Genomic DNA, 26,472 nt, shown 5'->3' with positions numbered 1-26,472 from the left:
CTTGCCTATGGGCTCCCGGCACACGGCCGCCGGTTTGGGCGGCTTTTTCTGTTATTGTAGACGTTCGATATCCCGGGGAATGAGTGATGAAGCGGACCTTTCAGCCGAGCAACCTGGTACGCACGCGCCGTCACGGCTTTCGCAGCCGCATGGCGACGCCGGGCGGCCGCAATGTGATTCGCGCTCGTCGCAACCGCGGCCGCAAGAAGCTGTCGGCCTGACCCGCCTTACCCGTCGCAGCGAGTATCTCGCTGCGAACGGAGGCAAGCGTGCGCCGATGCCGGGCTTCGTGCTGCTGGTGCGCGCACGCGAGGATGCCGATCCGACCATTCGGATCGGCATCACCGTATCCAAGAAAGTCGGCAACGCCGTCGCCCGCAATCGGGTGAAGCGGCGTTTCCGTGCGCTTGCGCGTGAGGTCCTGCCGGAGGCGGGTATTCCCGGCGCGGACCATGTGCTGATCGGTCGCAACGCCGCGATCGAGCGCCCTTATGAGTCGCTGAAAGCCGAGCTTGCCAAGGCGTTGCGCAAGGTGACGCGGTGAGCCCGGCGCGGCTCCTTTCCCAATCGTTCGGCGGCGTGCGGTGATCGCACGCCTGCTGATACTCGTCGCGCGCGGCTGGCAACTGGGTCCCTCGGTGATCCTACCCCCCAGCTGCCGCTACAGCCCCAGCTGTTCGGCCTATGCAATCGAGGCGCTTCGCCGCTATGGCGCGATCAAGGGCAGCTGGCTTGCGGCGCGACGGATCGGGCGCTGCCATCCGTGGGGCGGCCACGGCTACGATCCGGTACCATGACGACCGAGCACACAGGGATTAGTCGGTGAAGAACGACCAGAAGAACTTCGTCCTCTTCGCGGTGCTGGCCGCGATCATCCTGTTCGGTTGGCAGCCGATCGCGAGCTACTTCTTCCCCGCCGCCAATCCGCCGGCGACCAAGGTCGTCAACGGCAAGAGCGAAGTCGTGCCGAACCCCGGCGCCGACCCCGCTGCCGATTCGCCCGCCGCAGTTCGCGACCGCGCGCTGGTGCTGCGCGAAACCCCGCGCGTCATCATCGACACGCCGCGGCTGAAGGGCTCGATCAACCTCAAGGGCGCACGCATCGACGACCTGGTGCTGACCCGGCACAAGGAAACGATTGCCAAGGACAGCGCGCCGATCCGCCTGCTGTCGCCTTCGGGCAGCGGCGACGCCTATTTTGCGAGCTTCGGCTGGTCCGGCAACGGCGTGCAGGCGCCGGGCACCGACACCGTGTGGCAGGCAAGCGGCACCCGCCTGACCCCCGCCACCCCGGTCACGCTCACGACCCAGGTCGGCAGCCAGCGCTACCAGATCCAGATCGCGGTCGATGATGGCTATATGTTCACCGTCCGCCAGACGCTGGGCAATGCCGGCCCGCAGCCGGTCCAGGCGGCCACCTATGGCCTGCTCAGCCGCCGTGCGCCGCCGCGCGACAAGGATACCTGGAGCATTCACTCGGGGCCCATCTATGAGGTCAAGGGCGGCGTGAACTTCGACGTCGACTATAAGGACGTCGACGAAGCCCCGCAGAAGTTCGATACCCAGGGTGGCTGGGCCGGCTTCACCGACCACTATTGGCTGACCGCGCTGGTGCCGGACCAGGCCAAGAGCAACGTCATCCAGTTCCGCGACACCGGCGACAATGTTCACCAGGCGGACTACCGCCCAGCGGGCCTGACGACAGTGCAGCCGGGTCAGCAGTCGACCGCAACCGCCCGCTTCTTCGCAGGCGCCAAGGAAGTCGATCTGCTCGACCGGTATGAGGATGCAGGCGTCGTCCAGTTCGGCAACTCGATCGACTGGGGCTGGTTCGGCATCGTGGAGAAGCCGATCTTCGCCTATCTCCACTGGCTGTTCCGGATGGTCCAGAACTTCGGCGTGGCGATCATCCTGCTGACGCTGACCATTCGCCTGCTGATGTTCCCGATCGCCCAGCGCCAGTTCGCCTCCATGGCGGCGATGCGCGCGCTTCAGCCCAAGCTGAAGGTGCTGCAGGAGCGCTACAAGGACGACAAGCCGCGCCTCCAGCAGGAGATGATGGCGCTGTACAAGCAGGAGAAGGTGAACCCGGTCGCGGGCTGTCTCCCGACGCTGCTGCAGATCCCGGTGTTCTACGCGCTCTACAAGGTGCTGATGCTCACCATCGAAATGCGCCACCAGCCGTTTGTCGGCTGGATCAAGGATCTGTCCGCGCCCGATCCGGCGACGATCCTGAACCTGTTCGGCTATCTGGACTTCACGCTGCCGCACTTCCTGGCGATCGGCGTGGTGCCGGTGCTGCTGGGCGTGTCGATGTACTTCCAGTTCAAGCTCAACCCGCAGGCGATGGACCCGGCGCAGAAGCAGGTGTTCGGCCTGATGCCCTGGGTGATGATGTTCATCATGGCGCCGTTCGCGGTGGGCCTGCAGGTCTATTGGATCACGTCCAACCTGCTGACCGTCGCGCAGCAGCAGCTGCTCTATTCGCGGCATCCGGGCCTGAGGGCGGCGGCATCCAAGTGACGGACGTCCCTGCCCCCATCGAGGCGTTCGATCCGGAAGCGATCGAAGCGGCCCGCAAGCTGTTTGCCGGACCCATCACCTTCCTGCGCTCGGCGCCCGCGCTCCAGCACCTGCCGGACCCGGTGGTGCCGGAAATCGCCTTTGCCGGCCGCTCGAACGTCGGCAAGTCGTCGCTGCTGAACGCGCTCACCGGCCGCAACAGCCTGGCGCGCACCTCGGTGACGCCCGGCCGAACGCAGGAGCTGAACTTCTTCGACGTGGGCGATCCGCTGCGCTTCCGGCTGGTGGACATGCCCGGCTACGGCTTTGCCAAGGCGCCCAAGGACGTGGTCCGCAAGTGGCGCTACCTGGTGAACGACTATCTGCGTGGGCGCGTGGTGCTCAAGCGGACGCTGGTGCTGATCGATTCGCGCCACGGCATCAAGGATGTCGACCGCGAGGTGCTGGGGATGCTGGACAAGGCAGCGGTCAGCTACCGCGTGGTCCTGACCAAGGCCGACAAGATCAAGGCCAGCGAACTTGCCGCCGTGTACGAAGCGACCGTCGCCGAGGCGCGCAAGCGCCCGGCCGCGCACCCGGAGGTGCTCGCCACCTCGAGCGAAAAGGGCATGGGGATCCCCGAGCTTCGCGCCGCGGTGGTCGAGTCCATCGACTAAAAGGCAGGGGGGCGCTCTGAGCGTAATCCGCCGGTCGTCCTGAGCAGCCGTTGAGCGAAGTCGAAACGGCGTATCAAAGGACCGTCACCCGTACTTCGATACGCGGCTTCGGCTGCGCTCAGCCCCTACTCAGCACAAACGGTTCTTCAAAAGTCCGCCGCTAGCCGCCCTGGCCGCTGCGGTTGAAGAACCAGCCTAGCCCGCCACCGATCGCCGCGACCGACAAGCCGCAGGCGATCAGCATCAGCAGCCCGTCGCGCACCAGCAGCGCGAGGCCGAACGACAGGATCGCCACCATCGGCAGCGTGCTCGCGAACGGCAGCAGCTCGAGCGGCGGCACCGTGGTGCACAGCGCGATGATCGCGACCGCGGCAACCTTGATGATCGGGCCCTTGGTGAAAGCCGGCATGCGGTCATGGAACCAGCGGTCCAGCCATTTGGCGACCGGGCGCATCTTGTTCGCAACCGTCACCAGCTTCTTGCCCTTCAGCCCGCGGTTCGCAAGAAAGCCCGGCAGCCACAGGTCCTCGCGCCCGAACAGCAGCTGAAGCGCCAGCAGCGCCATCACCAACGCCATCGCGGTCGGCAAGCCGGGGATGCCGCCCACCGGCGAGATGTCGATCAGGGGAAAGAGGATAAAGAACGGGCCATAGGCGCGGTGCCCCATTGCCTGGATGGCGTCGCCCAGCTTCGCCTTCTCGTCGCCAGCCTCTTCGCCGAGTTGCTTGAGCCGGTCGAGCACGTCGCCGACGCTTTGCGGGTCGTTTTTCTGGTCCGTCATCGTTGCGCCAACGGAATTATCGCAAGGCGGTTCCGTTGCGGCGAGCGGGAGGCTAGACCGCGGCCATGCTCAAGCTCATCCTCGGCAACAAGGCCTATTCCTCATGGTCGCTGCGCGGCTGGCTCGCCGCCAAGCTTTCCGGCCTGCCGTTCGAGGAAGTGGTCGTCCCGCTTTACGACGCCGAATGGGACCGCAGGCGTGAAGGCGACGAGTTCGCTCCCTCGTCGGGCAAGGTGCCGATCCTGTGGGACGGCGACGTGGTGGTGTGGGACAGCCTCGCCATTGTCGAATATCTGAACGAGAAGTCGGGCGGCGACCGCTTTTGGCCAGCTGACCCGGCCGCGCGCGCAATGGCACGGTCGATGGCGGCGGAGATGCACTCGGGCTTCCAGGCGCTGCGCCGCAAGCACAGCATGAACATTCGCCAGGTCTATCCGCCGGCCCGGCTCGACAATGACGTCGTGCACGATGTCACGCGGGTGCTGGAGCTCTGGGCACAGGCACGCGCGCGCTTCGGCGGCACGGGCGAGTTCCTGTTCGGCGAATTCGGCGCCGTGGACGCCATGTACGCGCCGGTCGTCACTCGCTTCGTCACCTACTCGATCCCGGTGCCCCCCTTCGCTGCTGCCTATATGCACGCCCTGCTCTCGCACCGCTGGATGCAGGACTGGATCGCCAGCGCCCAGGAAGAGGATTGGGTGATCGAGCGCTTCGAGCAGCCGGCGGACGCCGCGGGCTGACCGAAGGGCAGTCAGGCGGGCTTGCCGCCGACGCGATAGCCCTTGCCCGGCGTCAGCAGCATGTCGATGTCGGGATAGTGGCAGCGAGTCGCCGCCGGGCGCCCGACCGCGATGAACACGCACGTCGTATCGCTGCGGTTCTGCAGCACGTGGCCGTTGCCATCGTTCTTGGGGAACGCCGCGCAATCGCCCGCCCGCATCACCGTTTCGCCCGAATCGTCCACCAGCACCGCTTCGCCGGACAGCATCACGACGAACTCGTCCTCGCCCTCATGCCAGTGGCGCTGCGAGGACCAGGCACCGGGGCGCAGCACGACATGGCTGACGCCGAAATCCTCCAGCCCACCCACCGGCGCCAGCCGCCGGTACCAGCGTCCCTGCACCGCGCTCCGGAACGGCTCCGGATAGCCCGTCGCATTGGTCTGCGGGATTGTATCGAGATCGAGCTTGGGCAATGCCCCCTCCATCATTTCAGGGGGCCAGCGTGGCAGACGTCGTCGAACTTACCAAGGCACTGATTGCAGCCGAAAGCGTCACCCCTGCCCGTGGCGCGGTCTTTGACGTGCTGGAAGCAGCGCTCCGTCCGCTCGGCTTCGCAATCGACCGCTTCACCTGCGGCGAGGCACCCGACGGCCCGGTCGAGAACCTGATCGCGGTGCGCGGCACCGGCGGTCGCCACCTGGCGTTCGCCGGCCATGTCGATGTGGTGCCAGCAGGCGAAGGCTGGACGGCAGGGCCGTTCTCGGGCGAGGAGCGCGGCGGCCTGGTCTACGGCCGCGGTGCGGTGGACATGAAGGGCGCGGTTGCCGCCTTTGTCGCCGCCTGTGCCGCAGTGCCGGCGGATGCAGGCACGGTGTCGCTGCTGATCACCGGCGACGAAGAGGGTCCGGCCGTGTTCGGCACCCGCGCGATCATCGACCGCATGGCCGAGCGCGGACTTGCCCCCGACTTGTGCCTGGTCGGCGAGCCCACCTCTACCCACCGCCTGGGCGACATGATCAAGATCGGCCGCCGCGGTTCGGTCAACATCTGGATCGAGGTGACCGGCCGTCAGGGGCATGTCGCCTACCCACACCTCGCCGACAACCCGATCCCGCGGCTGGTCGCGGTCCTCGCCGAAATCGATGCGCTGGTGCTCGACACGGGCACCGACTGGTTCCAGCCGTCGAACATCGAGGCGACGGACCTGACGGTCGGCAACCCAGCCACGAACGTGATCCCCGGCCGCGCGGCGGCGCGTCTGTCGATCCGCTTCAACGACCAGCACCGCGGCGACGATCTGGTCGAGCGGATCCGCGCCATCGTCGAGCGCCACGCGCCCGGCGCCAGCGTGACCGGCCGCGTTTCGGGCGAGGCGTTCCTGACCCCGCCTGGCGCCTTTTCGTCGCTCGTCACTGAAGCGATTCGCACCCACACGGGGCTGGAGCCGGAACTGTCGACCACCGGCGGCACCTCGGACGCCCGCTTCCTCTCCCGGCTTTGCCCGACGGTCGAGTTCGGCCTGCTCAACGCGACGATGCACAAGCTGGACGAGGCGGTGGCGGTGGACGACCTGCGCGCCCTGCAGGCGATCTACGCGATGCTGGCCCGCCGCGCGCTCGATTGAGCGTCAGCCCGCCAGCCGGCGTTCCGTGGCGGATGATTTGAACCAGGCGAGCAGCGCCGCCTCCGCCATCGGTTCGGCGATGGCATAGCCCTGGAGCACGTCGCAGCCGATCACGCGCAGCATCCGGGCCTGTTCGACGCTCTCGATCCCGGCAGCGATGGCGGTGCAGCCCAGGCCGTGCATCAGCCCTACCAAGGATTGCGCGATCGCCCGTGCCTCCTCATTGCCGGCGACATGCAGGGTCAGCAGGCGGTCGAGCTTCATGCGATCGATCGGCAGCTCGCGCAGGCGGGCGATGCTGGAGAAGCCGGTGCCGAAGCCGTCGAGCGCGATGCTCGCCCCGTCCCGGCGCAGCAGCGTAACCGTGTCCAGCGTGTTCTGGCTGCACTTCATCAGCAGCGCTTCCTTGAGTTCCAGCTCGAGCATCGAGGCAGGAGCACCGCTCTCCGCAACCGCATCGCGCAGCTTGCGCACAAAGCTCGCATGGTCGAGTTCGGGCGCGCTGATGTTGACGCACAGCCGGTGGCGAAAGCCGCTTGCGTGCCAGCGGCCCATCGTGGCCGCGACCTGCTGCACGATTTGATCGCCGATCTCGACCATCAGCCCGGTTTCCTCCGCACAGGCGAGGAAGCTGCCGGGCAGGCGTACGCCGTCGGGGTGGTGCCAGCGCAGCAGCGCCTCCGCGCCGCAAGGCTGGCCCGTCGCCGCCAGCACCTGAGGCTGGAACACCAGCCCGAATTCGCCGGTGTCGATGGCACGGCGCAGTTCCTGCTCCAGCGTCCGGCGCGTGACGATTGCCGACGCAAGGCTGTCGTCAAAACCGTGCGCCTGCCCGCGGCCCTCCGCCTTGGCGACATACATGGCAGCGTCCGCCGCGCGCGTGAGGTCGTCGAAGCCGGTGCCGTGCCGCGGCCACAGCGCAACGCCGATCGAGGCGCTGGCCTGGATTTCGCACCCAAGGATCTGGTGCGGTGCCTCCAGCACGTTGAGGACGCCGCGCGCGACGCGCTGCGGCTCGGCCGCCGCGCGGCCGCACAGGAGGATGGTGAACTCGTCGCCGCTCAGCCGCCCCACGATCGCGGCTTCCTCTGCGCTGTCGGCCGGCAGGTGCTCGACCGCACGCCGCAAGCGCCTACCCACCTCGGCCAGCAGCAGATCGCCGGTGGCATGGCCATAGGTGTCGTTGATGGCCTTGAACCGGTCGAGGTCCACGAACAACAGCGCTGCCGTCGCGTCGGAGCCCCGCTGTGCCAGCCGCTCCAGCCGCACCTCGACCAGCTGCTGGAAATATGCGCGGTTGGGCAGTTCGGTGATGCTGTCGATCTGCGCCGCGCGTTCGACTGCGGCGAGCGTCGCCCGCAACTGCTCGAACAGCGCCTGCATCGCACGCGCCAGGCTTGGGACGCAGGCCCACACGCTGCGCGGAATCGGGCTCTCCAAGTCGCTGCGAGTCGCCTTGCTGAGACGCAGGATGGCGTCGTCGACGGCGCCCGCAGTGGTGGAGACATGCCGCTCGGCAGACGCCCAGCACATCGTCGCGCAGACGATGGCGGGGATCAGCGCACTGGACGCGGTCAGCGCATCCAGCCGCCCGTGTGTGGTCGCCAGAAGCGCCAGAAAGAAGCTGACCGCACCGGTGCAGGCGGCGAAGACGATCGCACGACGCTTGAGCGACTTTGCCTCGAGCAACCCTTCCCCCCGTCCATGCCCCTCTTGTGGTGCATCGTGCCGCAAAAGGGTTAAAGTTTCTGTGCGCGTCCCTGCGGGCGGCGAAGCACCACATAGAGCGCGCCCGCACCGCCGTGGCGCGGGTGCGCGTGGCGCACGGCCGCGATGCGGTCGGCATGGCGGGACGCCGCCAGCCAGTCCGGAACCGCCGCCCGGATCGCACCGCGCGCAAAGGGCCGCTCGGCCTCCGGGCGCGGCGCCTTGCCCGTCACCAGCAACAGCACGCGGTCGCCGCGACCGATCGCCCGCTCCAGGGCGCGGTCGAGCAGTGCGTGAGCCGAGGCGAGGCTATGGCCGTGCAGGTCGATCATGCTGTCCGGCGCCACCAGCCCGCGCGCGATGCGCCGATCCCAGCTGCCGTCGAGATGATTGGAGGGGGCCTGGGAGGCAGGCGCGGGTGCGGCGCGCACCAGCGGCGCGGGCACGCGCCCGCGCGGCGGCTTTGCGGCGACGGGCTCGGGCGGCGGCGGCGCAACCGGCTTTGCCTTGGGGCGCGAGGGGTGCAGCGGCCGCAGGCCCGCGGTCACCCGCGCCCACAGGGCCGACTCGCCCTCGCTAAGGCGTCGTCCGGCCACCGCGCCCTGCGTTCAGCCGCGCCAGCACGCCGCGGGGCAGCAGCACAAAAGCAGTGCCGCGCGCGGACATGCCGCCGGCGATCGCCCGCGCCTCGTCCCCTGCGCCCCAGAAGGTGTCGAAGCGATTGGCGCCCTTGATCGCGCCGCCCGTGTCCTGCGCCACCCAAAGGCCGGTTGCGTCGGTGCGGTCCATCGACAGGAACACCGGCGCGCCCAAGGGTACGAACTTGGGATCGGCCGCAACGCTGCCCTGCCCGGTCACCGGCACGCCCAGCGCACCGAGCGGCCCCGCCCCGGTCAGCTCGCGAAAGAACACGAAGCTCTTGTTCTCGCGCATGATGGCGCGGCCTTCCGCCGGGTGCGCGCGCAGCCACGCCACGATGCCCTGCATCGATGCCTGGCCCGGGCCCAGCAGCCCGCGATCCTTCATCAGCTTGCCGATGCCGGTATAGTCGCGGCCGTTCTGCCCGGCATAGCCGATGCGCATCACCGATCCGTCCGGCAGGCGCAGGCGTCCCGAACCCTGGACCTGAAGGAAGAAGAACTCGATCGGATCCGCCGCCCAGCCGATCTCCAGCCCGCGGCCGGCAAGCGCGCCTTCCTCGATCTGGGTGCGGTCGTAGAAGGGCACGAAGCCGCTGCCTTCCACCCGGCCGCGGATGCGCTTGCCCTTTAGGTCGTTCGAGAACAGGCCCAGATCGACCTCGATCAGGTCGGCGGGCTTGGCATAGACGGGCACGTCATAGCCGCGCTCGCGCCGCCGGGAGCCTGCGATCTCCGGCTCGAAATAGCCAGTCGCAAAGGCGCGGCCTTCACCCACCTGCACCGGTTCGAACTGCGTGGCGAAGAACTGCATCGCGCCGCCCGCAGGGACTGCCGACGCCGCAGTGCAGGCGGGCGACCAATCGCCGGGCTGGGTCAGGCCGCTCGCATCGGCGCGACGGACCAGCGAAGGGCAGCTGATGCGAAACGCCGCCAGCGCGCGCTCGGCGCTGTCCGGCGTCATCGGCAGCGTGGCCGGTCCTGCGGCGACGCCAGCGGTGAGCGCAGTTGCCGCACCCGCGACCGGCGCGACGGCCATCGGTGCGATCGGCGTCGCGGCAATCGGCTGGCGGACCGGCAACCCGGCCGACGGCGGGCGCGTGGACGAAGGCCGCGCCGGCGGCGGGCTTCCCACGCCGCGCGGCACGATGGTGCTCGAACAACCCGCCAGCAGCACCGCCAGTGCTGCCGCCCCCCACATTCGCATCGAGGTCACGCCTCGTCGGTGTCGGCAAGCTTCCAGTTCGGATCGCCGCTCTTGAGCGTCCGGGCGAAGGTCCACACGTCGTGCGTCTCGACCGCGTCGGTAAGCGACCCGGCGATCACCTGGCCATCGGCGTCGCGCGTGACAGCAGCGATGTCGGCATCGAAGCGCACCGTGATGCGGGCAAGGCCGGAGGAGAGGGTCGCGTCGGAGATCACCGCGCGCTCGATCGAAACCAGGCGATTGTCGAGCGTGTGGCCCGCCGCCTCGCGTTCGTCGATCGCGGCCGCAAACGCAGACTGCACCTCCGCATCGGTCAGCCAGGCGAGCGTCTCGCGGTCGCCCTTCCAGAACGCCTCCAGGATCATGCGATAGGCGCTCTTGGCGCCCTCCAGGAACTCGGCGACGTCGAAGCTCTGGTCCGCAGCAACGATCGTGCGCAGTCCGGATTCCGCAGCCGGCTCGACGTGGCGCTGTGCAACGTCGCGCGGCTCTGCCTGCACGTCGATGGTGCGCGGCACTGCCGGAACGCCGACGCGCTCTTCGGCGGGGCGGACGAGGGGCTGTTCGTGGCCGGTGCGCTTGCCCAGCACCGCGTACAGACGCAGTGCGAGGAACCCCGCGACCATTCCCAAGAGAACAACAACCAGCACTTCGCCTCCCAAATCTGACACTTGGTACATAGGAGCATGCGCGGCCAGTTTCAAATGGCTGCCATCGTCCCACCGCACAGGCGCCGCCGTTGAACTGGCGCGGATCGCCTGCTAGGCGCCGACCCGAAACGCGGCGCGCCGCAACGCACTCCTTTAGCCAGGGAAATTCTCATGGACGAGCAGAACGACGCCGCCGGCGAAACCTTCAACGGTGCCGACAACCAGCCGCAGGTCGGCGTGCTGTCGCAATATGTGAAGGACCTGTCGTTCGAAAACCCGAACGCGCCCGCCATCTACCAGGTGCAGGGCCAGCCCAAGCTGGACGTGCAGTTCAACATCGGCGCCACCACCGTCGGTGAGGACGTGCACGAGGTCGTGCTCAAGGTCGAGGCGCGCGCCGATGTCGAGGGTCAGGCGCTGTACCTGATCGAGCTGAGCTATGCTGGCCTGTTCGGCCTGCGCAACATCCCGGAAGAGCATCTGCAGCCGTTCCTGCTCGCAGAAGCGCCGCGTATCCTCTTCCCGTTCGCCCGCCGCGTGCTGGCCGATGCGGTTCGCGACGGTGGCTTCCCGCCGCTGATGCTGGAGCCGATCGACTTCGGCGCGCTCTACATGCAGCAGGCCGCGGCTGCGGCCGGCGAACTGTCGGGCAACGCCGCCGGCACGATCGGCCACGCCTGATCCAGACCTGCGGACGGGCTGACCAGAACGGCTGACCGGGCATGAAGCTCGTCCGCACACTTGGCTCGGTCGGTGGGCTCACGCTCGCCAGCCGGGTGCTCGCGCTGGGGCGCGATTCGCTGCAGGCGCGCTATGTGGGGGCAAGCTTCGCCTCCGACGCCTTCACCATCGCGTTCCGCCTGCCCAACATGTTCCGCGCGCTGTTCGCAGAAGGCGCGTTCAACGCCGCCTTCATCCCGATGTTCAACCGCAAGGTCGGGGAGACGGGCGAGCTGTCGGCCGGCCTCGACTTCGCCGAGCGCGCGCTGTCGATGCTGTTTGCGGTGCTGCTGGGCTTCACCGCGCTGATGCTGCTCGCCGCCTGGCCGGTCACCTGGGCGATGTCGCTGGGCTTCAACGGCGCGAGCCATGACCAGTTCGCCTTTGCCGTCGAGCTGTCGCGGATCACCATCCCCTATCTGATGCTGATCTCGCTCGCCTCGCTATTGGGCGGCATCCTCAACTCGCTCGACAAGTTTTGGGTCAACGCGGCCGCCCCCATCCTGCTCAACATCGCGATGGTGACCGCGCTCGTCTTCTTCAACGGCGATCCGTACGAAACCGCGCGCGCGCAGGCGATCGCGGTTCCGGTCGGCGGGTTGCTGCAGCTCGGCTGGCTGGCGCTCGCCTGTCGGCGTGCCGGCGTATCGCTGCGCCCCCGCCTGCCCCGCATCGACCCGGAAGTGCGGCGGCTGATGAAGCTGATCCTTCCTGCCGCCATTGGCGCCGGGGCATCGCAGGTGAACCTGCTGATCTCCAGCGCGCTGGCGGGGGGCCTGCTCGCCTCAGGATCGCTGTCCTACATCTATTACGCAGACCGCCTGAACCAGCTGCCGCTGGGGCTGATCGGCATTGGCCTGGGTACCATCCTGCTTCCCACCATCTCCCGCCTGCTGGGTGCAGGACGCGAGGTGGAAGCGATGGAGACACAGAACCGCGGCACGGAGCTGGCGCTGTTCTTGACGCTGCCGGCGATGGTCGCGCTGATCGTCGCGGCCGAGCCGATCGTGCGCGGCCTCTTCCAATATGGCGCGTTCGACGCAGCCGACACGCGTGCCTGTGCCCAGGCGCTGATCGGCTTCTCGGTGGGCCTGCCCTCCTATGTGCTCGTGAAGGTGCTCACCCCGGGCTTCTATGCGCGGCAGGATACGCGCACGCCGGTGCGCTATGCGATGTGGTCGGTGGGGGTGAACATCGCCGCCAATATCGTGCTGATCCCGCTGCTCGGCCATGTCGGGCCGCCGCTCGCGACGGCGCTCGCCTCGACCATCAACGTCGCGATGCTCTACCGCACGCTCCACAAGCGCGGCCATTTCGCCGCCGACGCGCAGCTGCGCCGCCGCCTGCCCCGCCTGGCGGTCGCCGCGCTGCTGATGGGCGCCGCGGTGTACGGCCTTGAAAGCCTCCTCGATCCGTATCTCGGCGGCCCGATGGCGATGCGCTACGGCGCGCTGGTGGTGCTGGTCGGAACCGGCTGCGCCATCTATGGGCTGGCCTGTTTCGTCACCGGCGCGTTCGGTGTGGCGGACGTCAAGGCACTGCTGCGCCGCCGCGCGGCCTGAACAACCAAGCTGCGCCGTCGCGCAGCCTGAACCATCAAGGAACTCTCATGCGTGTCGTCTCCGGCATCCAGACCACCGGCAACCTGCACCTCGGCAACTATCTGGGCGCGATCAAGCAGTGGGTGGCAATGCAGGATGCGATGCAGCCGGGCGACGACTGCCTGTTCTTCCTGGCCGATCTCCACGCCCTGACCGTCACCCAGGATCCCAAGGAACTGGCGGACAACACCATCGGCATGGCCGCGACGCTGCTTGCCGCCGGCATCGATCCCGATCGCTCGATCCTGTTCAACCAGGCGCGCGTGCCCGCCCACAGCGAGCTGTGCTGGCTGCTGATGGGCACCGCCCGCATGGGCTGGCTCAACCGCATGACCCAGTGGAAGGACAAGGCCGGCAAGAACCGGGAGGGCGCAAGCGCCGGTCTGTTCACCTATCCGGTGCTTCAGGCCGCCGACATCCTCGCTTACAAGGCGACGCACGTGCCTGTGGGTGAGGACCAGAAGCAGCATCTGGAGCTGGCCCGTGACATCGCGACCAAGTTCAACACCGACACCGGCGTCGAGCTCTTCCCCCTGCCCGATCCACTGATTTCCGCCGCTGCCCCGCGCATCATGTCCCTGCGCGACGGCACGGCCAAGATGTCCAAGTCCGACCCGTCGGACATGAGCCGCATCAACCTGATCGACGACGACGACACGATTGCAGCCAAGTTCCGCAAGGCGCGCACCGATGCCGACCCGCTGCCCGACAGCTTCGACGCGCTGGAAGGCCGCGCCGAGGCGCGGAACCTGGTCACCATCTATGCAGCGCTCGCCGATCAGAAGCCGCAGGCGGTCGTCGAGCAGTTCGCCGGCCAGGGCTTCGGCACGTTCAAGCCGGCGCTTGCCGATCTCGCGGTGACGGTGCTCGGCCCGATCCGCGATCGCCTGAACGGCCTGCTCACGGATCGCGACTCGGTCTCGGCGGCGCTTGCCAAGGGCGCGGGCAAGGCGACCGCGCTTGCCGCGCCGACGCTGCGCTCGGCTCAGGAGGCACTGGGTCTTCAGGTCTGAGCCGCGCGCGAGCCCGGCCGGCGTCCCTTACGGGATCAGCCGGTCGGCGCGCAGCCGCGCGAACAGGTCGAAGAACGCGTCGTCGGTCGGCTGGTAGCCCGTGAAGCCGAGCCGGCGGCTCTTGCCCATGTCGGTCATGACCTCGATCGGCCGACCCAGATCGGCATCGGTGTGCCAGGCCGACGCGAGTCGCGCGAGGTCCGGCTCCACGAGCCCTTCACGCGTTGCGATCGTGCGCCACAGCTCCGCATCGCCCGCCATCTGCGCCTCCAGCGGCTGGATGCTGCCGTCGAATGGTGCGGGCTCAATCCCGAACCAGTCGGCGATTCGGCGCCACATCCATTTCCAGCGGAAGACGTCGCCGTTCACGACGTTGAACGCCTCGTTGCGCGCGGCCGGCGTCGTGGCAGCCCAGAGCAGGTGCTGCGCGAGCAGCCCGGCATCCGTCATGTCGGTCAGCCCCTCCCACTGCGCAGAGGATCCGGGGAAGCGGAACGGGCGGCCCGTCTCCTGCGCCAGCGTCGCATAGACCGCCAGCGTCGTCCCCATGTTCATGGCATTGCCGACCGCCTTGCCGATCACGGTGTGCGGGCGGTGAACGCTCCAGGAAAAGCCGTCGCGCGCGGCGGCCTCGAACACCGCATCCTCCTGCGCATAATAGAAGTTGGGGATGTCGAGCCGCCCCTGCTCTTCGCGAAACGGCGTCTGCGGCAGCGTGCCCTTTCCATAGGCCTCGAACGGGCCGAGATAGTGTTTGAGCCCCGTGACCAGCGCGACATGGCGCGGGCCGGTCGCTGCCGGCAATGCATCGAGCAGGTTGCGCACCATCGCGCCGTTGACCCGGATGTTCTCCGCCTCGCTATCCTGCCGTGCCCAGGTGGTGATGAACACCGCATCCGGCTGCACCCCGGCGAGCGCGGCTTTGGTTGAACCCGCATCGGTCAGGTCAGCCGCCACCGGCGTCACGCCCGGCCGTGCCTGCGGGCGTCGCGCGAGTCCGTGGACGTTCCAGCCGTGCGCCAGCAGCAGCTCCGTCGTTGCGCCGCCCACGATCCCGCTTACGCCTACCACCAATGCCGTCTGTGCCATGTTCCGCTTCCTTGTCTGCTTGGCACCCCAGCTAGGCAGCCGCAGCCACAGCTTCTAGACGGCACCATTCAGGGACATAGGCACCGGGAGGTACCCACCATGGACGTCGGATCGGTTGAAGAGGAATGGCGCGAGGATTGCGCGCCACGCCGGACGCTGGAACTCTTTGCCACCAAGTGGACGAGCATGGTGCTGCACACGCTGCACGTCCGCCACGGCGGCGCGGCGCGCACGGGCGTGCTGCTGCGGAGCCTCCCCGGCATTTCGAAGAAGATGCTGACCCAGACCCTGCGCGAGATGGCCGACAGTGGCCTGATCACCCGCCATGTGCAGGGCACGATCCCGCCGGCAGTCGAATATCGGCTGACGGAACTGGGGGAGCGGTTCGTGGAGCCTGTGGAACTGCTCTATGCCTGGGGGCGCGACAATGCCGATGCGCTCGACGCATTGCGGCCCCGCCCTACGTCGCGCCGCTAGACCCGACCTGGGGCGCGAGCGCTCACGCGCCCTCGAGCTGCCGCATCAGCTGGCGCACCGCGCCGTCGATCTCTCCGTCCAGCCCGCGCAGCGACTCGATGCGCTTAACCGCATGGATCACCGTCGAATGGTCGCGGTTGCCGAACTTGCGGCCGATCTCCGGCAGCGAACGGGTGGTCAGCCGCTTGGCGAGATACATGGCGATCTGGCGCGGGCGCGCGATCGCAACCGCACGGCGCGCGGAGATCAGGTCCAGCTGCTTCAATTCGAAGTGACTGGAGACCGCGCGCTGAATGTCATCGATGGTGATTCGCTTCTTCGGCCCCTGCAGCATTTCGCCAAGGGTCTGGATCGCGAAGTCCATGGTGACCGGCTGGCCGATCAGCTGCGCATAGGCGACGACTCGGTTGAACGCGCCCTCCAGCTCGCGCACGCTGCCATGGATGCGGCTGGCGAGCAGGTCCATGACGTCCGCCGGCACCGGCACGGCCGTGTTCTCCGCCAGGCGGCGCGACAGGATCTCGTGGCGCAGTTCAAGCGCGGGGGCCTTGATGTCCGCAACCAGCCCGGCGCCCAGGCGCGAAACCAGCCGGCTCTCCACGCCATCGAGCAGATGCGGGCTGCGGTCGCACGCGATCACCAGCCGCTTGCCCGCGTCCATGAACGCGTTGACGGTGTGGAAGCATTCCTCCTGAGTCGCGTCCTTGCCGGCCACGAACTGGAGGTCGTCGATCATCAGCAGGTCGACGGCACGCAGCCGCGCCTTGAAGCTGTGCGTGTCGCGCGCGCGCACCGCGCTCACGAACTCGAACATGAAACGCTCGGCCGGCATGTAGATCGCCGTCGCCTGCGGATTGGCCGCGAGGAACGCATGGCCGATCGCATGCATCAGGTGAGTCTTGCCCTGTCCGGTGCCGCTGTGGAGGTAGAGCGGGCTGAACCGCGGCACGCCGGGCTCCGCCAGTAGCTGGGCGGCGTTGCGGGCAACGCGGTTCGAATCATGTGCGACGAATCGGTCAAAGGTGAAGCGCGGGTCGAACTGCGACCGCTCGGGCGCGCCGATCGGCTGGGCGGGGACGCTCGGCACAGCCGCGGGTGCAGCAGCCGTGGGCGAATCGGCGAGCAGCGTGGCGCCCGGGACCGGAGCTGCAGCAGCGATCGATTCGCCGGTCAGCACGCGCGCGGGCTCCAGCGTGCTGGCGGTCTCGACTGTGACGGTGCGGATCTCGGGCAGGCAGGCGCGGAACTCGAACAAAAGCCGGTCGGCGTAGTGGCTCTTCACCCAGTTGGTCATGAACGCCGAGGGCAGCCCCAGGCGCACCATGTCGGCGTCGCTGTTCGGCAGCAGCACCATCGGCTTCAGCCAGCGGTCGAACAGCCGCTGTCCCGCGGACAGGCGCAGGTTCTGGCGCACGCGCCCCCACGCGGCTTCCACGACTGCTGCGGTTTCCCCCGTTCCCGTCACGCGAACACACCTCTCCCGTGGCTGAAAGCACCGCTTTCAGCCCTTCAATCCAACTAGCGATAAGCTCCAGCGGTACCCCGGCCTAAAGGTCGGGACCGCTCGCGAAACTCCGCGAACCAATGCCCCGGAGCCGGGGCGTCGGGCTGTTTAGAAAGCTGGCGGAAGGAAGATCAAGAGCCGGGCGCGGCCAAAAAAATAATATAGAGCATTGACACCCCGAACCCCTCGGAAATCCTTGGGTTCTTGTTTTTCCTCAATGAAAACAGGTGCTTAGCTGGGGCTGGCAGCTTGAGGGTCGCTCGAATCGTGACAAATTCGTGACTTGTCCGTGACTTGGCCGAGCGTACTTGATTCGTCCCACGCGGGCCGGTTTCGGGCACAAAAAAAGGGCTCCGCCGGCACTCCGGCGAAGCCCTTTTTTAACCTGTTGGTGCGTGCGCTCAGGCGAGCGTCGACACCGCCTTGGTCAGGCGTGCGAACTTGCGCGAAGCCGTGTTCTTGTGAAGCACGCCCTTGGCAACGCCGCGCGCCAGTTCCGGCTGCGCTGCGGTCAGGGCAGCCGAGGCCGCCTCACGATCGCCAGATGCCAGCGCCGATTCCACCTTCTTGATGAAGGTGCGAATGCGGCTGACCCGCGCGCCGTTGATTTCCGCGCGACGGTCGTTGCGCCGGATACGCTTCTTCGCCTGTGGCGTGTTCGCCATGTGCCGTCCTGATCCTGTGCTGCATGAACGGGCGCAGAAACTCCACGGCCCGGGAAAGCGGCGCCTCTATCGCGGGGTACTCAAAAGGTCAAGCTTTTCAGCGCTGGCACTTGGGGCACCAGAAGGTGGAGCGTCCTCCCTCGGTCCGGCGCTGCACAATGCCCCCGCACGGGCACTCGGCGCCTTCGCGCCCATAGACCCGCCACTGTTTGGAGAAATAGCCGAGTTCGCCATCGGGCCGCGCATAATCGCGCAGCGTCGAGCCGCCCGCCTCGATCGCGGCAAGCAGCACGGTTCGCACCGCCTCCACCAACCGATCCAGCCGAGCGCGTGCAATCTGGCCGCCGGCGCGCGAGGGAGCGATTCGCGCCAGGTTCAGCGCTTCGCACACATAGATGTTGCCCAGCCCCGCCACGACACGCTGGTCGAGCAGCATCGCCTTGATGGGGGCGATTCGCCCCGCCAGCGCCCTGGCCAGGCCAGCGCCGGTGAAGTCCGGGCCGAGCGGCTCCGGCCCCAGCGCGCGGAACGGCGCCCAATCCTTCACCGAATCGGTCCGCAGCAGGTCGAGCGAGCCGAACCGCCGCGGGTCGTTCAGCGCCAGCGACCGTCCCGCCTCCGTTTCCAGGATCAGGTGATCGTGCGGCAGCAGCTCGGTCGGATCGACTCGCCAGCGCCCGGACATCCCCAGGTGAAACACCAGCGTGTCGCCGCGGTCGGTGGCGATCAGCCCGTATTTGGCGCGTCGGCTCAGCCCCGCGACCGTCGCGCCGGTGAGCCGCTGGCCCAGATCCTCGGGGATGGCGCGGCGCAGGTCGGCGCGGCGCGGCACGACGCGCGCGATGCGCTGCCCCTCCAGCACGGGGCGCAGGCCGCGCACGGTGGTTTCGACTTCGGGAAGCTCGGGCATGATGCATGGCAGCTAGGCAGGGTTTGCCCGGGCCACAAGGCTTGGCTAAGGCGGCTGGCATGAACAGCACCGAAGCGTCCGCCACCGTCTCGTTCGGCTATGAAGAAGTCGCGCCTGAGGAAAAGACCCGCCGAGTCGGGGACGTTTTCGCCAGCGTCGCCTCAAAATACGACCTGATGAACGACGCCATGTCCGGCGGCATGCATCGGCTGTGGAAGGATCGCTTCGTGCGCCGGGTGAAGCCGCGGCCGGGCGAGCAGATCCTCGACATGGCCGGGGGCACCGGCGACATCGCGTTCCGCATGGCGGCCAAGGGCGCCTCGATCACCGTCGCCGACATCAACCCCGCGATGCTGGAAGTCGGCATGGGCCGCGCCCAGCAGCGCGGCATCGACGGGCTGGTGTGGACCGAGGCCAATGCCGAGACGCTCCAGTTCCCCGACCGCTTCTTTGACGCCTACACCATCGCCTTCGGCATCCGGAACGTGACGGACATTCCCAAGGCGTTGCGCGAGGCACATCGCACGCTGCGCCGCGGCGGTCGCTTCTTCTGCCTCGAATTCTCGACCACCCAGTGGCCGGGCTTTGCCGAGGTGTACGACGCCTATTCGCACAAGCTGGTGCCCAAGCTCGGCAAGCTGCTCGCCGATGACGAGGACAGCTACCGCTATCTGATCGAGTCGATCCGCCGCTTCCCCGACATGCCGACTTTTGAACGCATGATCGGCGAGGCCGGCTTCGTGCGCACCCATGTCGAGCCGCTCCTGGGCGGGCTGGTCGCGATCCACAGCGGGTGGAAGATCTGAGCGCCCGTCCCCGCCGCATCGAGGACCGGGCATGACCTCCACGACGACTCATCTCTGGCGCCTCGTGAAGTGGGGCCGCACGCTGGCGCGTCACGGCGCGCTGCGGGGCCTGGAACGCGATCCGGCGACGCCGGCTGGTGTGCGGCGGCTTGCGCGCATCGCTCGCTTCGGCGCGTTCGTGCCCAAGGTGCCGCGCTACGCGCAGGCGCTCCAGGCGCTGGGCCCGGCAGCGATCAAGCTCGGCCAGACGCTGGCGACTCGTCCCGATCTGGTCGGCGAGGGTCCGGCGCACGACCTGCTCGCGCTGCAGGATGCGCTGCCGCCGCTGCCGTGGGGCGTGATCCGCCCGGCGATCGAAGCGGGCCTCGGCCGGCCCATCGAAAGCGTGTTCGCGTCCATCGAGGAAGTGCCGGTGGGCGCCGCCTCGATCGCGCAGGTCCATCGCGCCGTCACCACCGACGGCCGCACGGTTGCGGTCAAGGTGCTGCGCCCGGGCGTCGAGCAGGACTTCAACCAGGCGATCGACACCTATGAATGGGCCGCCGCCCAGCTCGAAGCCTATGGTGGCGAGCTGAAGCGGCTGCGTCCGCGCCTGGTCATCGAGACGATGAAGCGCTGGACCGCGCGCGAGCTCGACCTGCGGCGCGAGGCGGCATCGGCTTCCGAACTCGCCGAGGCGATGCAGGCGGAGCCGGACTTCACCGTACCCGCCATCGACTGGCAGCGCACCACCAGCCGCGTGCTCACCACCGAATGGATCGACGGCATCAAGCTGTCGAAGCGCGCCGAGCTGATCGCGGCGGGCCACGACCTGCCTGCAATGGCGAGGAAGCTGGTGCAGGCCTTCCTGCGCCAGGCGATCGCCGAGGGCTTCTTCCACGCGGACATGCACCAGGGCAACCTGTTCGCACTGCCGGACGGGCGGATCTGCGCGATCGACTTCGGCATCATGGGCCGCATCGACCGGCGCGCACGCGTGTGGCTGGCCGAAATCCTCTATGGCCTGATCACCGCCAATTACCGCCGCGTCGCCGAGATCCATTTCGAAGCCGGCTATGTGCCCGCGCACCACAATGTCGCGGAGTTCGCGACGGCGCTGCGCGCGGTGGGCGAGCCGATGCGCGGGCTGGCGGTCAAGGACATGTCGGTCGGCATGATGCTGGAGAGCCTCTTCAACATCACGCGCGACTTCGACATGCAGACCCAGCCGCACCTGCTGCTGCTGCAAAAGACGATGGTGATGGTGGAGGGCGTGGCCACTGCGCTCGATCCCGACATCAACCTGTGGGAAACGGCGGCGCCGTTCGTGCGCAACTGGATCCGCGACGAGCTTGGACCGGAGGCGGCGATCGCCGATCGTATCGTCACCGACCTACGCACCTTTGCCCGGCTGCCGCAGCTGATCCGCAACCTGGAAGCACGCTATCCGACGCCGGGTGGCGCCCCCCCCGCCCCGCCGCTGCGCGAGATCGAGGTCATCCGGGTCGGCGGCGGCTGGCGCTACCTGGTGGTGGCAGCGGGCAGCGCCGCGGTCGCGGTAGCGGCGACGCTGCTCGCCAGCTGATGGCGCGGCCCGCCCGCCCGCTGTGGCTGGTCCGTCCGAGCCGCATCACCGGCCTGTCGGCCAATCAGGCGGTGGCGGTCGTGCTGTTCCTGCTGCTGATCCTGGCCGGCGCGCTTGCAGGCGTCGGCGGCGGCGCAGCCCCTGGCCCGCGGGCGGCGATCGAGCAGAGCGACGTCAACGTCCATGACGGCGTGGTCGGCGCGCTAAGGGGTAGCGAGGCCTATTATCCGGCCACGGCGCGGATCCTGCGCGCAGGCGACTATCCGCTCAAACCCTTTCTGGCGTTTCGCCTGCCGACGCTTCCGGTGATCCTCGCCCCGCTGCCCGACGTGCTGCCGATCCTGCTGCTCCTCTTGCTGGCGGTGGGTACTGCCTATGCGTGGTGGCGTCGGCTGCGGGATGCGCTCGCCCGCCCGCTGCCGGTCGTCGGCGGCATGCTGCTGCTGAGCGGGGGCATGGTCTCGCTGCTGGCGCCCGACGTCGCTTTCTTTCCCGAGAGCTGGGCCGGCATGCTGATCGCGCTGTCGCTGGCGGTCCGGCGCGACGATCGCTGGGTGGAGGCGGTCGCGATCGCCACCGCCGCCATGCTGATCCGCGAGACGGCTGCCTTCTACGCCGTCGCAATGGCGCTGCTCGCGCTTGCCGAGGGGCGCCGCCGCGAGGCGCTGGGCTGGGCCGCAGGGCTGGCCGTGTTCGTCGTGGTGCTGGTATTCCACGCCCAGGCCGTGGCGCAGGTGGTCGGCCCGCTCGATCCGGCCGCGAGCGATGCCGCCGGCCTGCACGGCTTCGGCTTCTTCGTGCGCGGGGTGCTCACCGCCACTGCGCTTCACCTTCTGCCCCTTGCATTGGGGACAGGGCTTGTGGCGCTTGCCCTGTTCGGCTGGGCGATGTGGGACGATGGCGTGGCGCTGCGCGTGACGGTGACGCTGGCCGTCTATGCCGCTGCGACATCCGTATTCGCGCGGGCGGACAGCTTCTACTGGGCGTTTCTCGTCTCGCCGCTGCTGCTGGTCGGCCTTGCCTTTGTGCCCGATGGGCTGCGCGACCTCGCGCGGGCGCTGCTCGACAGGCGACGCGTTCGGGTGCAGAGAATCACGCGATGAAGCGCGTCCTGCTGATCGTGGGTGGCGGCATCGCGGCCTACAAGGCATGCGAGCTGATCCGCCTGTGCCGCAAGGCCGGGATCGCGGTGCGCTGCGTGCTGACCGATGGCGGCGCGCATTTCGTGACGCCCATGACCCTTGCTGCGCTGTCCGAGGCGCCGGTCCACACCAGCCTGTGGGACCTGAAGGACGAGGCAGAGATGGGCCATATCCAGCTCAGCCGAGAGGCGGACCTGGTGGTGGTCGCCCCCGCCACGGCGGACCTGCTGGCCAGGATGGCGGCCGGCATGGCCAATGATCTGGCAACCACGCTGCTGCTCGCTACCGACAAGCCCGTGCTGGCCGCGCCCGCCATGAACGTCCGCATGTGGCAGCATGCCGCAACCGTCCGCAACGTCGCCCAGCTCCGGCGCGACGGCGTGACGGTGCTGGAGCCCGACGAGGGCAGCATGGCCTGCGGGGAATACGGCCCCGGCCGCTTGCCCGAGCCTGCGGCGATCCTGGCCGCCATCCATCGCGCGCTGGCCCCCGCCTCCACCCCGCTCGCCGGCCGCCATGTGCTGGTGACCGCGGGTCCGACGCATGAGGCGATCGACCCCGTGCGCTACATCGCCAACCGCTCCTCGGGGCGGCAGGGCTATGCGATCGCCGGCGCGCTGGCGAAGCTGGGGGCGCGGGTGACGCTGGTATCCGGACCGACCGCGCTTGGCAGCCCGGCCGGCGTCACCAGGGTCGATGTGGAAAGCGCGCAGCAGATGGCCGATGCGGTCGAGGCTGCGCTGCCCGCGGACGCGGCAGTGATGGTCGCAGCGGTTGCGGACTGGCGCGTAGACCCGGCGCCTCGCAAGCGTGCCAAGGCGGAGATGGGCGACCGGCTGATGCTCGTCCCCAACCCGGATATTCTTGCCACGCTGGGCCACAGCGCGCGCCGTCCGCGGCTGCTGGTCGGGTTTGCGGCGGAAACGCACGACATACTCGAACATGCCGCCGACAAGCGCGCACGGAAGGGCGCAGACTGGATTGTCGCCAATGATGTATCGGGGGACGTGATGGGCGGGACCGCCAATGCGATCCATCTGGTGACGGGAGACGGCGTGGAAAGCTGGGAGCGAATGGACAAGGACTTGGTAGCCGAGCGGCTCGCGGAGCGGATCGCACATGCACTGGCGTAAGCTGCTCCCGGTCGCGCTGGGGCTTGCGGTGGCAGGCTGCGCCGGCAACGGCGCGCGGCCGGCATCCGACAGTGCCGCCGCCGCGCAGATCCGCGAGCAGGCGTTCGGCAGCAAGGGTCGGCGTTCCGTCAAGGCGCTCGTCTATGTGCTGCACCGGGACGAGCGCACGGCGGAAGCGGACGACAACCACCGCTTTGCGCGAGATCTGGTGGCGGCTGCCCCCGGCGTGCGTGTCGTCGCCCTTACCCAGCCGTTTCCGCAAGATGACGTCGGCACTGCCGGCCGCGGCTTCGGCCGGGATCGTGTTGCCAGCTTTGCCGACCGCATCGAGGCCGGTCGCCGGCGGTATCCGGACGTGCCGACCCTGGTGGTCGGTGACGGTGTCGGGGCGGCGTTGGCGGCAGATCTCACCGGACTTCGCCCCAAGCTGGTCGACGGCATGGTACTCGCCGCCTGCCCCTGCATGCTGCCCGAATGGCGCAAGCACATGGAAAAGCAGACCGCGGCGACATGGCGGACCCCCGCGTCCGACAGCCTGGACCCGTTGATGACCGTCGGCGGCGTACGGCCGCAGACCAAGGCGGCGTTGCTTGTCGGCTCCGACGATCCGATCACCCCGCCGAAATTCTCGCGCGGCTATGCCGAGGCGCTGGTGCTGCGCGGCATCGCGACCGATTTCCGCGTCCTGCCCGGCCGCGGCAACGATATCCTGAGCGATCCGGAGGTGCTGTCGGCCACCACCCGGATGCTCACCGCGTTGCAGGCACCCCGGTGAGCGCCGGATCGATCCGGATCGCGGTCCTGCGCCTGGACCATGGGCGCGACTTGCCGCTGCCCGCCTATGCCACGGCCGGTGCCGCGGGCATGGACGTCGTCGCGGCAGAGGATTGCACGCTGGCACCGGGAACGCGCCATGCGGTGGCCACCGGTTTCGCCCTCGCCATTCCGGAGGGGTATGAGGTGCAGGTGCGCCCCCGCTCGGGCCTGGCGCTCAAGCATGGCATTACCTGCCTCAACACGCCGGGCACCATCGACAGCGATTATCGCGGCGAGGTGAAGGTCATCCTCGCCAACCTGGGCCGGGAGCCCTTTGCGGTCCGCCGTGGCGAGCGGATCGCGCAGCTGGTGCCCGCGCCGGTGCTGCGCGCCACTCTCGACGAGGTCGCGAGCCTGGACGAAACCGCGCGTGGCAGCGGCGGCTTCGGGTCGACGGGACGATGACCGCGCTCGGCGCCCTGCTGCTGGCGCTCGCGCCCCAGTTCGTGGCCGCGCCGCCCCCGGCCGAGCCGGACCGGCTGCGGGCATCGCCGATCGATTGGGAGGCGCTGGATCCCCTGCCCTACCGCATCCAGCCGCAGGTGACGCCCCAAATGGCGAGCTTTGTCGCGGACGAGATGCGCGAGGGCCGCTGCACGCCGCCCGCCCCGCTCGGCGGCAAGCGCCGCGTGCACGCCGATGTGGCGGTCTTGGTAGGGGCTGCGGCCAGCGTGCGCGCGACCATCCCGCGGGCGATCAACTGCCCCACCGTCGAGCAATATGCTGCTGGGCTGGTGATGGGTTTCGCGCGCGACAACCTCAGCCGGCGCTTCGCCGTCGAAGGCACGTGGTACCGCGCCAGCATGACCTTCGACCTGCCCGAATGATGCTCTCCGACGCGGAGCTGGAGCGCTATGCGCGCCACATCGTGCTGAAGGAAGTCGGCGGTGCCGGACAGGCCAGGCTCGCCCAGGCCCAGGTCTGCATCGTCGGCGCAGGCGGGATCGGCTCCCCGGTAATCCAGTATCTCGCGGCGGCCGGCGTCGGTCGCCTGACCCTGATCGACGATGACCACATCGAACTGTCGAACCTTCAGCGCCAGACGCTGTTCGGAACCGGGGACGTGGGGCGCCCCAAGGCAGAAGTCGCGCGCGACGCGGTGGCCCGGCTCAACCCACATGTGACCGTCACCGTACACCGCACCCGGATCGGTCCGGGCAACGCGTCGTCGCTGGTCGCCGGCTCGGACGTGGTGGTCGACGGCACCGATAATTTCGCAACTCGCCTTGCCGTCGCCGATGCGGCACTTGCCGCCCGCGTGCCGCTGGTGGCGGCCGCGGTCGGCGAGTTCGAGGGCCAATTGGGCGTCTTCCGCGGCTGGGAGGCGGACAAGCCCTGCTACCGCTGCTTCGTCGGCGCCGATCCCGAACGCCCGGATCGCAGCTGTGCGGACACTGGCGTGCTGGGGGCGCTGACCGGCATCGTCGGCAGCCTGGCCGCGATGGAGGCAATCCGCGCCATCACCCGCTTCGGGGAAGACAGCGCAGGCAAGCTGCTGCTGATCGACACGCTGGCGCTGCGTTTCCGGACGCTGCAGCTGCCCAAGGACCCCGGATGCCCGGCATGCGCGGGCTGACAATCCTCGTCGCGACCGACGACACCGCCAGATTTCGTGCCGCACTTGCGACTGCCGCCGCAGCCGCCGCGCTGGGGGCGCGAGCCCGCGTGTTCCTGCACGAGGCGGCGGCAGACCTGTTGGTGGCCAGGCCGGACGCAGACGCGGCGCGGCTGGCGGCCGCCGGCGTACCGACGCAGGAGCAGTTGCTGGAAATCGCGCGCGAAAGCGGCGTGGCGCTGATCGTCTGCCAGACCGGCCTGGCGCGCGCCGGCCTGTCGATGGAGACGCTTTCCGCGGGCGCGGAGGCCGGCGGGCTTGTCAGCCTCCTGGGAACCCTCGGCGAGGATCGCCTGCTGGCGTTCTAGGTCGTGAACCGATGAACGACGGCTTCTGGAGCGAGCGCTGAATGTCCGAGTTTGATGGGAAGCGGACGTTGCTATCACATAGTGCGAGGACAGCGACTAGCGTCTTCGCTGTAAGCGCAGACATGGCTCTGCACGACCTGCACCTTTGCTTCGCGCAAGCTTAGGGCCTTCCCAGCCGCAAATCTTAGTTTCGAAGCCTTGGCTGCAAGGTCGTCGCAACCGTGTGCAAAACGCTCGGCCTCGTCAAAGGTCGGCCGCCTGCCAAGCTGAACTGCTTGGTCTCGCATACAATGGCGGAATGCTACTTCGGGGGGCTCTGGCGCGCGCTCGCAACCTGTAGCGACGCATGATGCGAACATGATGATTATAGCAGGCTGTTTGCGCATCACTCAACAATACGGCCAACGCGGGTGTCCGCAACTGGGGCGTTTCCTGCCGGTCCGCTCCTGGCGTCCGCTTTCGGCCCAGCCAACGGCGACAAGTGGTGGAAAGCGGACTGGCGGCTTTCGGCGGAGCCTAGATGTATAGGGACGTTCCCGGTGTGCAGCGCAGGCGTCAGATCGTGGTTCAAATCAATCGCGGTTGCAGGTGCCGCCAGTTA

The 26,472-nt window shown here is 68.5% G+C and carries 30 protein-coding genes; 20 read left to right on the top strand and 10 right to left on the bottom strand.

Annotated elements, in window-relative coordinates; all coding sequences use genetic code 11:
* The first annotated feature begins 86 nt into the window (after positions 1–86).
* Genes rpmH through yihA form a run of 5 tightly spaced genes read left to right on the top strand, consistent with a single transcriptional unit; the run spans position 87 to position 3,179 of the window.
* Positions 87–221, top strand: a complete 135-nt coding sequence (gene rpmH, locus LK533_RS06615; protein ID WP_229361989.1) for a 50S ribosomal protein L34 — start codon at positions 87–89, stop codon at positions 219–221.
* A complete protein-coding gene (rnpA, locus tag LK533_RS06610; protein WP_267495251.1) occupies positions 218–544 on the top strand; it encodes a ribonuclease P protein component in 327 nt (108 codons plus the stop codon). The genes rpmH and rnpA overlap by 4 nt, the downstream gene beginning before the upstream one ends.
* A gap of 40 nt (positions 545–584) precedes the next feature.
* Positions 585–797, top strand: a complete 213-nt coding sequence (yidD, locus tag LK533_RS06605) for a membrane protein insertion efficiency factor YidD (protein ID WP_229361987.1) — start codon at positions 585–587, stop codon at positions 795–797.
* Positions 798–822: 25 nt separating this feature from the next.
* On the top strand, positions 823–2,523 hold the full coding sequence (yidC, locus tag LK533_RS06600; protein WP_229361986.1) for a membrane protein insertase YidC: 1,701 nt from the start codon (positions 823–825) through the stop codon (positions 2,521–2,523).
* Positions 2,520–3,179, top strand: a complete 660-nt coding sequence (gene yihA, locus LK533_RS06595) for a ribosome biogenesis GTP-binding protein YihA/YsxC (RefSeq protein ID WP_229361985.1) — start codon at positions 2,520–2,522, stop codon at positions 3,177–3,179. The genes yidC and yihA overlap by 4 nt, the downstream gene beginning before the upstream one ends.
* Before the next feature lie 160 nt (positions 3,180–3,339).
* Here yihA and LK533_RS06590 read toward each other — a convergent pair whose 3' ends face one another.
* Positions 3,340–3,960 carry an exopolysaccharide biosynthesis protein gene (locus tag LK533_RS06590; RefSeq protein WP_229361984.1) on the bottom strand — a complete coding sequence of 207 codons (621 nt, stop codon included), beginning with the start codon at positions 3,958–3,960 and terminating at the stop codon, positions 3,340–3,342.
* Between the two features lie 65 nt (positions 3,961–4,025).
* Between LK533_RS06590 and LK533_RS06585 the strand changes: the two genes are divergently transcribed.
* Complete coding sequence (locus tag LK533_RS06585; RefSeq protein ID WP_229361983.1) at positions 4,026–4,700, top strand: glutathione S-transferase family protein; 675 nt, start codon at positions 4,026–4,028, stop codon at positions 4,698–4,700.
* An 11-nt stretch (positions 4,701–4,711) separates the two neighbouring features.
* On the opposite strand, the gene LK533_RS06580 is transcribed toward LK533_RS06585, so the two are convergent.
* Complete coding sequence (locus LK533_RS06580) at positions 4,712–5,155, bottom strand: cupin domain-containing protein (RefSeq protein ID WP_229361982.1); 444 nt, start codon at positions 5,153–5,155, stop codon at positions 4,712–4,714.
* Between LK533_RS06580 and dapE the strand changes: the two genes are divergently transcribed.
* The gene (gene dapE, locus LK533_RS06575) at positions 5,155–6,306 is read left to right on the top strand and encodes a succinyl-diaminopimelate desuccinylase (protein WP_229361981.1); all 1,152 of its coding nucleotides are present in this window, start codon (positions 5,155–5,157) and stop codon (positions 6,304–6,306) included. The two genes, LK533_RS06580 and dapE, sit on opposite strands and share 1 nt — an antisense overlap.
* A gap of 3 nt (positions 6,307–6,309) precedes the next feature.
* Here dapE and LK533_RS06570 read toward each other — a convergent pair whose 3' ends face one another.
* The 4 genes from LK533_RS06570 to LK533_RS06555 are packed head-to-tail and all read right to left on the bottom strand — an operon-like array spanning position 6,310 to position 10,508.
* Positions 6,310–7,995 (bottom strand): putative bifunctional diguanylate cyclase/phosphodiesterase, encoded by a 1,686-nt coding sequence (locus LK533_RS06570; RefSeq protein ID WP_229361980.1) that lies wholly within the window; start codon positions 7,993–7,995, stop codon positions 6,310–6,312.
* A gap of 50 nt (positions 7,996–8,045) precedes the next feature.
* Positions 8,046–8,609: a Smr/MutS family protein gene (locus tag LK533_RS06565; RefSeq protein ID WP_229361979.1), complete on the bottom strand. Its 564-nt coding sequence runs from the start codon at positions 8,607–8,609 to the stop codon at positions 8,046–8,048.
* The gene (locus LK533_RS06560; protein WP_229362168.1) at positions 8,590–9,858 is read right to left on the bottom strand and encodes a murein transglycosylase A; all 1,269 of its coding nucleotides are present in this window, start codon (positions 9,856–9,858) and stop codon (positions 8,590–8,592) included. The genes LK533_RS06565 and LK533_RS06560 overlap by 20 nt, the downstream gene beginning before the upstream one ends.
* A gap of 5 nt (positions 9,859–9,863) precedes the next feature.
* Positions 9,864–10,508 carry a Tim44/TimA family putative adaptor protein gene (locus tag LK533_RS06555; RefSeq protein WP_229361978.1) on the bottom strand — a complete coding sequence of 215 codons (645 nt, stop codon included), beginning with the start codon at positions 10,506–10,508 and terminating at the stop codon, positions 9,864–9,866.
* Positions 10,509–10,679: 171 nt separating this feature from the next.
* On the opposite strand from LK533_RS06555, the gene secB reads away from it, so the two are divergent.
* Genes secB through trpS form a run of 3 tightly spaced genes read left to right on the top strand, consistent with a single transcriptional unit; the run spans position 10,680 to position 13,842 of the window.
* Entirely contained in the window at positions 10,680–11,189 is a 510-nt protein-coding gene (gene secB / locus LK533_RS06550; protein WP_229361977.1) for a protein-export chaperone SecB, read from the top strand.
* Positions 11,190–11,230: 41 nt separating this feature from the next.
* The gene (murJ, locus tag LK533_RS06545; protein WP_229361976.1) at positions 11,231–12,790 is read left to right on the top strand and encodes a murein biosynthesis integral membrane protein MurJ; all 1,560 of its coding nucleotides are present in this window, start codon (positions 11,231–11,233) and stop codon (positions 12,788–12,790) included.
* A gap of 47 nt (positions 12,791–12,837) precedes the next feature.
* Entirely contained in the window at positions 12,838–13,842 is a 1,005-nt protein-coding gene (trpS, locus tag LK533_RS06540) for a tryptophan--tRNA ligase (protein ID WP_229361975.1), read from the top strand.
* Between the two features lie 27 nt (positions 13,843–13,869).
* Here the strand turns inward: trpS and LK533_RS06535 are convergent, their stop codons facing one another.
* Positions 13,870–14,931 (bottom strand): SDR family oxidoreductase, encoded by a 1,062-nt coding sequence (locus LK533_RS06535; protein ID WP_229361974.1) that lies wholly within the window; start codon positions 14,929–14,931, stop codon positions 13,870–13,872.
* A 99-nt stretch (positions 14,932–15,030) separates the two neighbouring features.
* Between LK533_RS06535 and LK533_RS06530 the strand changes: the two genes are divergently transcribed.
* Complete coding sequence (locus LK533_RS06530) at positions 15,031–15,408, top strand: winged helix-turn-helix transcriptional regulator (RefSeq protein ID WP_229361973.1); 378 nt, start codon at positions 15,031–15,033, stop codon at positions 15,406–15,408.
* A 22-nt stretch (positions 15,409–15,430) separates the two neighbouring features.
* On the opposite strand, the gene dnaA is transcribed toward LK533_RS06530, so the two are convergent.
* From dnaA to mutM, 3 genes are all read right to left on the bottom strand, one after another.
* Positions 15,431–16,873: a chromosomal replication initiator protein DnaA gene (gene dnaA / locus LK533_RS06525; RefSeq protein WP_229361972.1), complete on the bottom strand. Its 1,443-nt coding sequence runs from the start codon at positions 16,871–16,873 to the stop codon at positions 15,431–15,433.
* 440 nt (positions 16,874–17,313) lie between these two features.
* The gene (rpsT, locus tag LK533_RS06520) at positions 17,314–17,577 is read right to left on the bottom strand and encodes a 30S ribosomal protein S20 (RefSeq protein WP_229361971.1); all 264 of its coding nucleotides are present in this window, start codon (positions 17,575–17,577) and stop codon (positions 17,314–17,316) included.
* Positions 17,578–17,674: 97 nt separating this feature from the next.
* On the bottom strand, positions 17,675–18,487 hold the full coding sequence (gene mutM / locus LK533_RS06515; RefSeq protein WP_229361970.1) for a bifunctional DNA-formamidopyrimidine glycosylase/DNA-(apurinic or apyrimidinic site) lyase: 813 nt from the start codon (positions 18,485–18,487) through the stop codon (positions 17,675–17,677).
* Positions 18,488–18,546: 59 nt separating this feature from the next.
* Here mutM and LK533_RS06510 point away from each other — a divergent pair, with 59 nt between their 5' ends.
* Genes LK533_RS06510 through LK533_RS06470 form a run of 9 tightly spaced genes read left to right on the top strand, consistent with a single transcriptional unit; the run spans position 18,547 to position 25,871 of the window.
* Positions 18,547–19,293, top strand: a complete 747-nt coding sequence (locus LK533_RS06510) for a class I SAM-dependent methyltransferase (RefSeq protein ID WP_229361969.1) — start codon at positions 18,547–18,549, stop codon at positions 19,291–19,293.
* Positions 19,294–19,324: 31 nt separating this feature from the next.
* On the top strand, positions 19,325–20,857 hold the full coding sequence (ubiB, locus tag LK533_RS06505) for a 2-polyprenylphenol 6-hydroxylase (RefSeq protein WP_229361968.1): 1,533 nt from the start codon (positions 19,325–19,327) through the stop codon (positions 20,855–20,857).
* A complete protein-coding gene (locus LK533_RS06500) occupies positions 20,857–21,960 on the top strand; it encodes a hypothetical protein (RefSeq protein WP_229361967.1) in 1,104 nt (367 codons plus the stop codon). Before ubiB ends, LK533_RS06500 begins: the two co-directional genes overlap by 1 nt.
* Positions 21,957–23,132 carry a bifunctional phosphopantothenoylcysteine decarboxylase/phosphopantothenate--cysteine ligase CoaBC gene (gene coaBC, locus LK533_RS06495; RefSeq protein ID WP_229361966.1) on the top strand — a complete coding sequence of 392 codons (1,176 nt, stop codon included), beginning with the start codon at positions 21,957–21,959 and terminating at the stop codon, positions 23,130–23,132. The genes LK533_RS06500 and coaBC overlap by 4 nt, the downstream gene beginning before the upstream one ends.
* Positions 23,119–23,907 (top strand): alpha/beta hydrolase, encoded by a 789-nt coding sequence (locus tag LK533_RS06490; protein ID WP_229361965.1) that lies wholly within the window; start codon positions 23,119–23,121, stop codon positions 23,905–23,907. Before coaBC ends, LK533_RS06490 begins: the two co-directional genes overlap by 14 nt.
* Positions 23,904–24,353: a dUTP diphosphatase gene (gene dut / locus LK533_RS06485; RefSeq protein WP_229361964.1), complete on the top strand. Its 450-nt coding sequence runs from the start codon at positions 23,904–23,906 to the stop codon at positions 24,351–24,353. The genes LK533_RS06490 and dut overlap by 4 nt, the downstream gene beginning before the upstream one ends.
* Positions 24,350–24,775 carry a hypothetical protein gene (locus tag LK533_RS06480; RefSeq protein WP_229361963.1) on the top strand — a complete coding sequence of 142 codons (426 nt, stop codon included), beginning with the start codon at positions 24,350–24,352 and terminating at the stop codon, positions 24,773–24,775. Before dut ends, LK533_RS06480 begins: the two co-directional genes overlap by 4 nt.
* Positions 24,772–25,524, top strand: coding sequence for a HesA/MoeB/ThiF family protein (locus LK533_RS06475; RefSeq protein WP_229361962.1), 753 nt, complete (start codon positions 24,772–24,774; stop codon positions 25,522–25,524). The genes LK533_RS06480 and LK533_RS06475 overlap by 4 nt, the downstream gene beginning before the upstream one ends.
* The gene (locus LK533_RS06470; protein ID WP_229361961.1) at positions 25,512–25,871 is read left to right on the top strand and encodes a DsrE family protein; all 360 of its coding nucleotides are present in this window, start codon (positions 25,512–25,514) and stop codon (positions 25,869–25,871) included. The genes LK533_RS06475 and LK533_RS06470 overlap by 13 nt, the downstream gene beginning before the upstream one ends.
* The last annotated feature ends 601 nt before the right edge of the window (positions 25,872–26,472 follow it).

Origin of the sequence: Sphingomonas sp. PL-96, from assembly GCF_020707215.1 — a bacterium.
Taxonomy (GTDB): Bacteria; Pseudomonadota; Alphaproteobacteria; order Sphingomonadales; family Sphingomonadaceae; genus Sphingomonas.
This window is presented reverse-complemented; position numbering and strand designations above follow the sequence as displayed.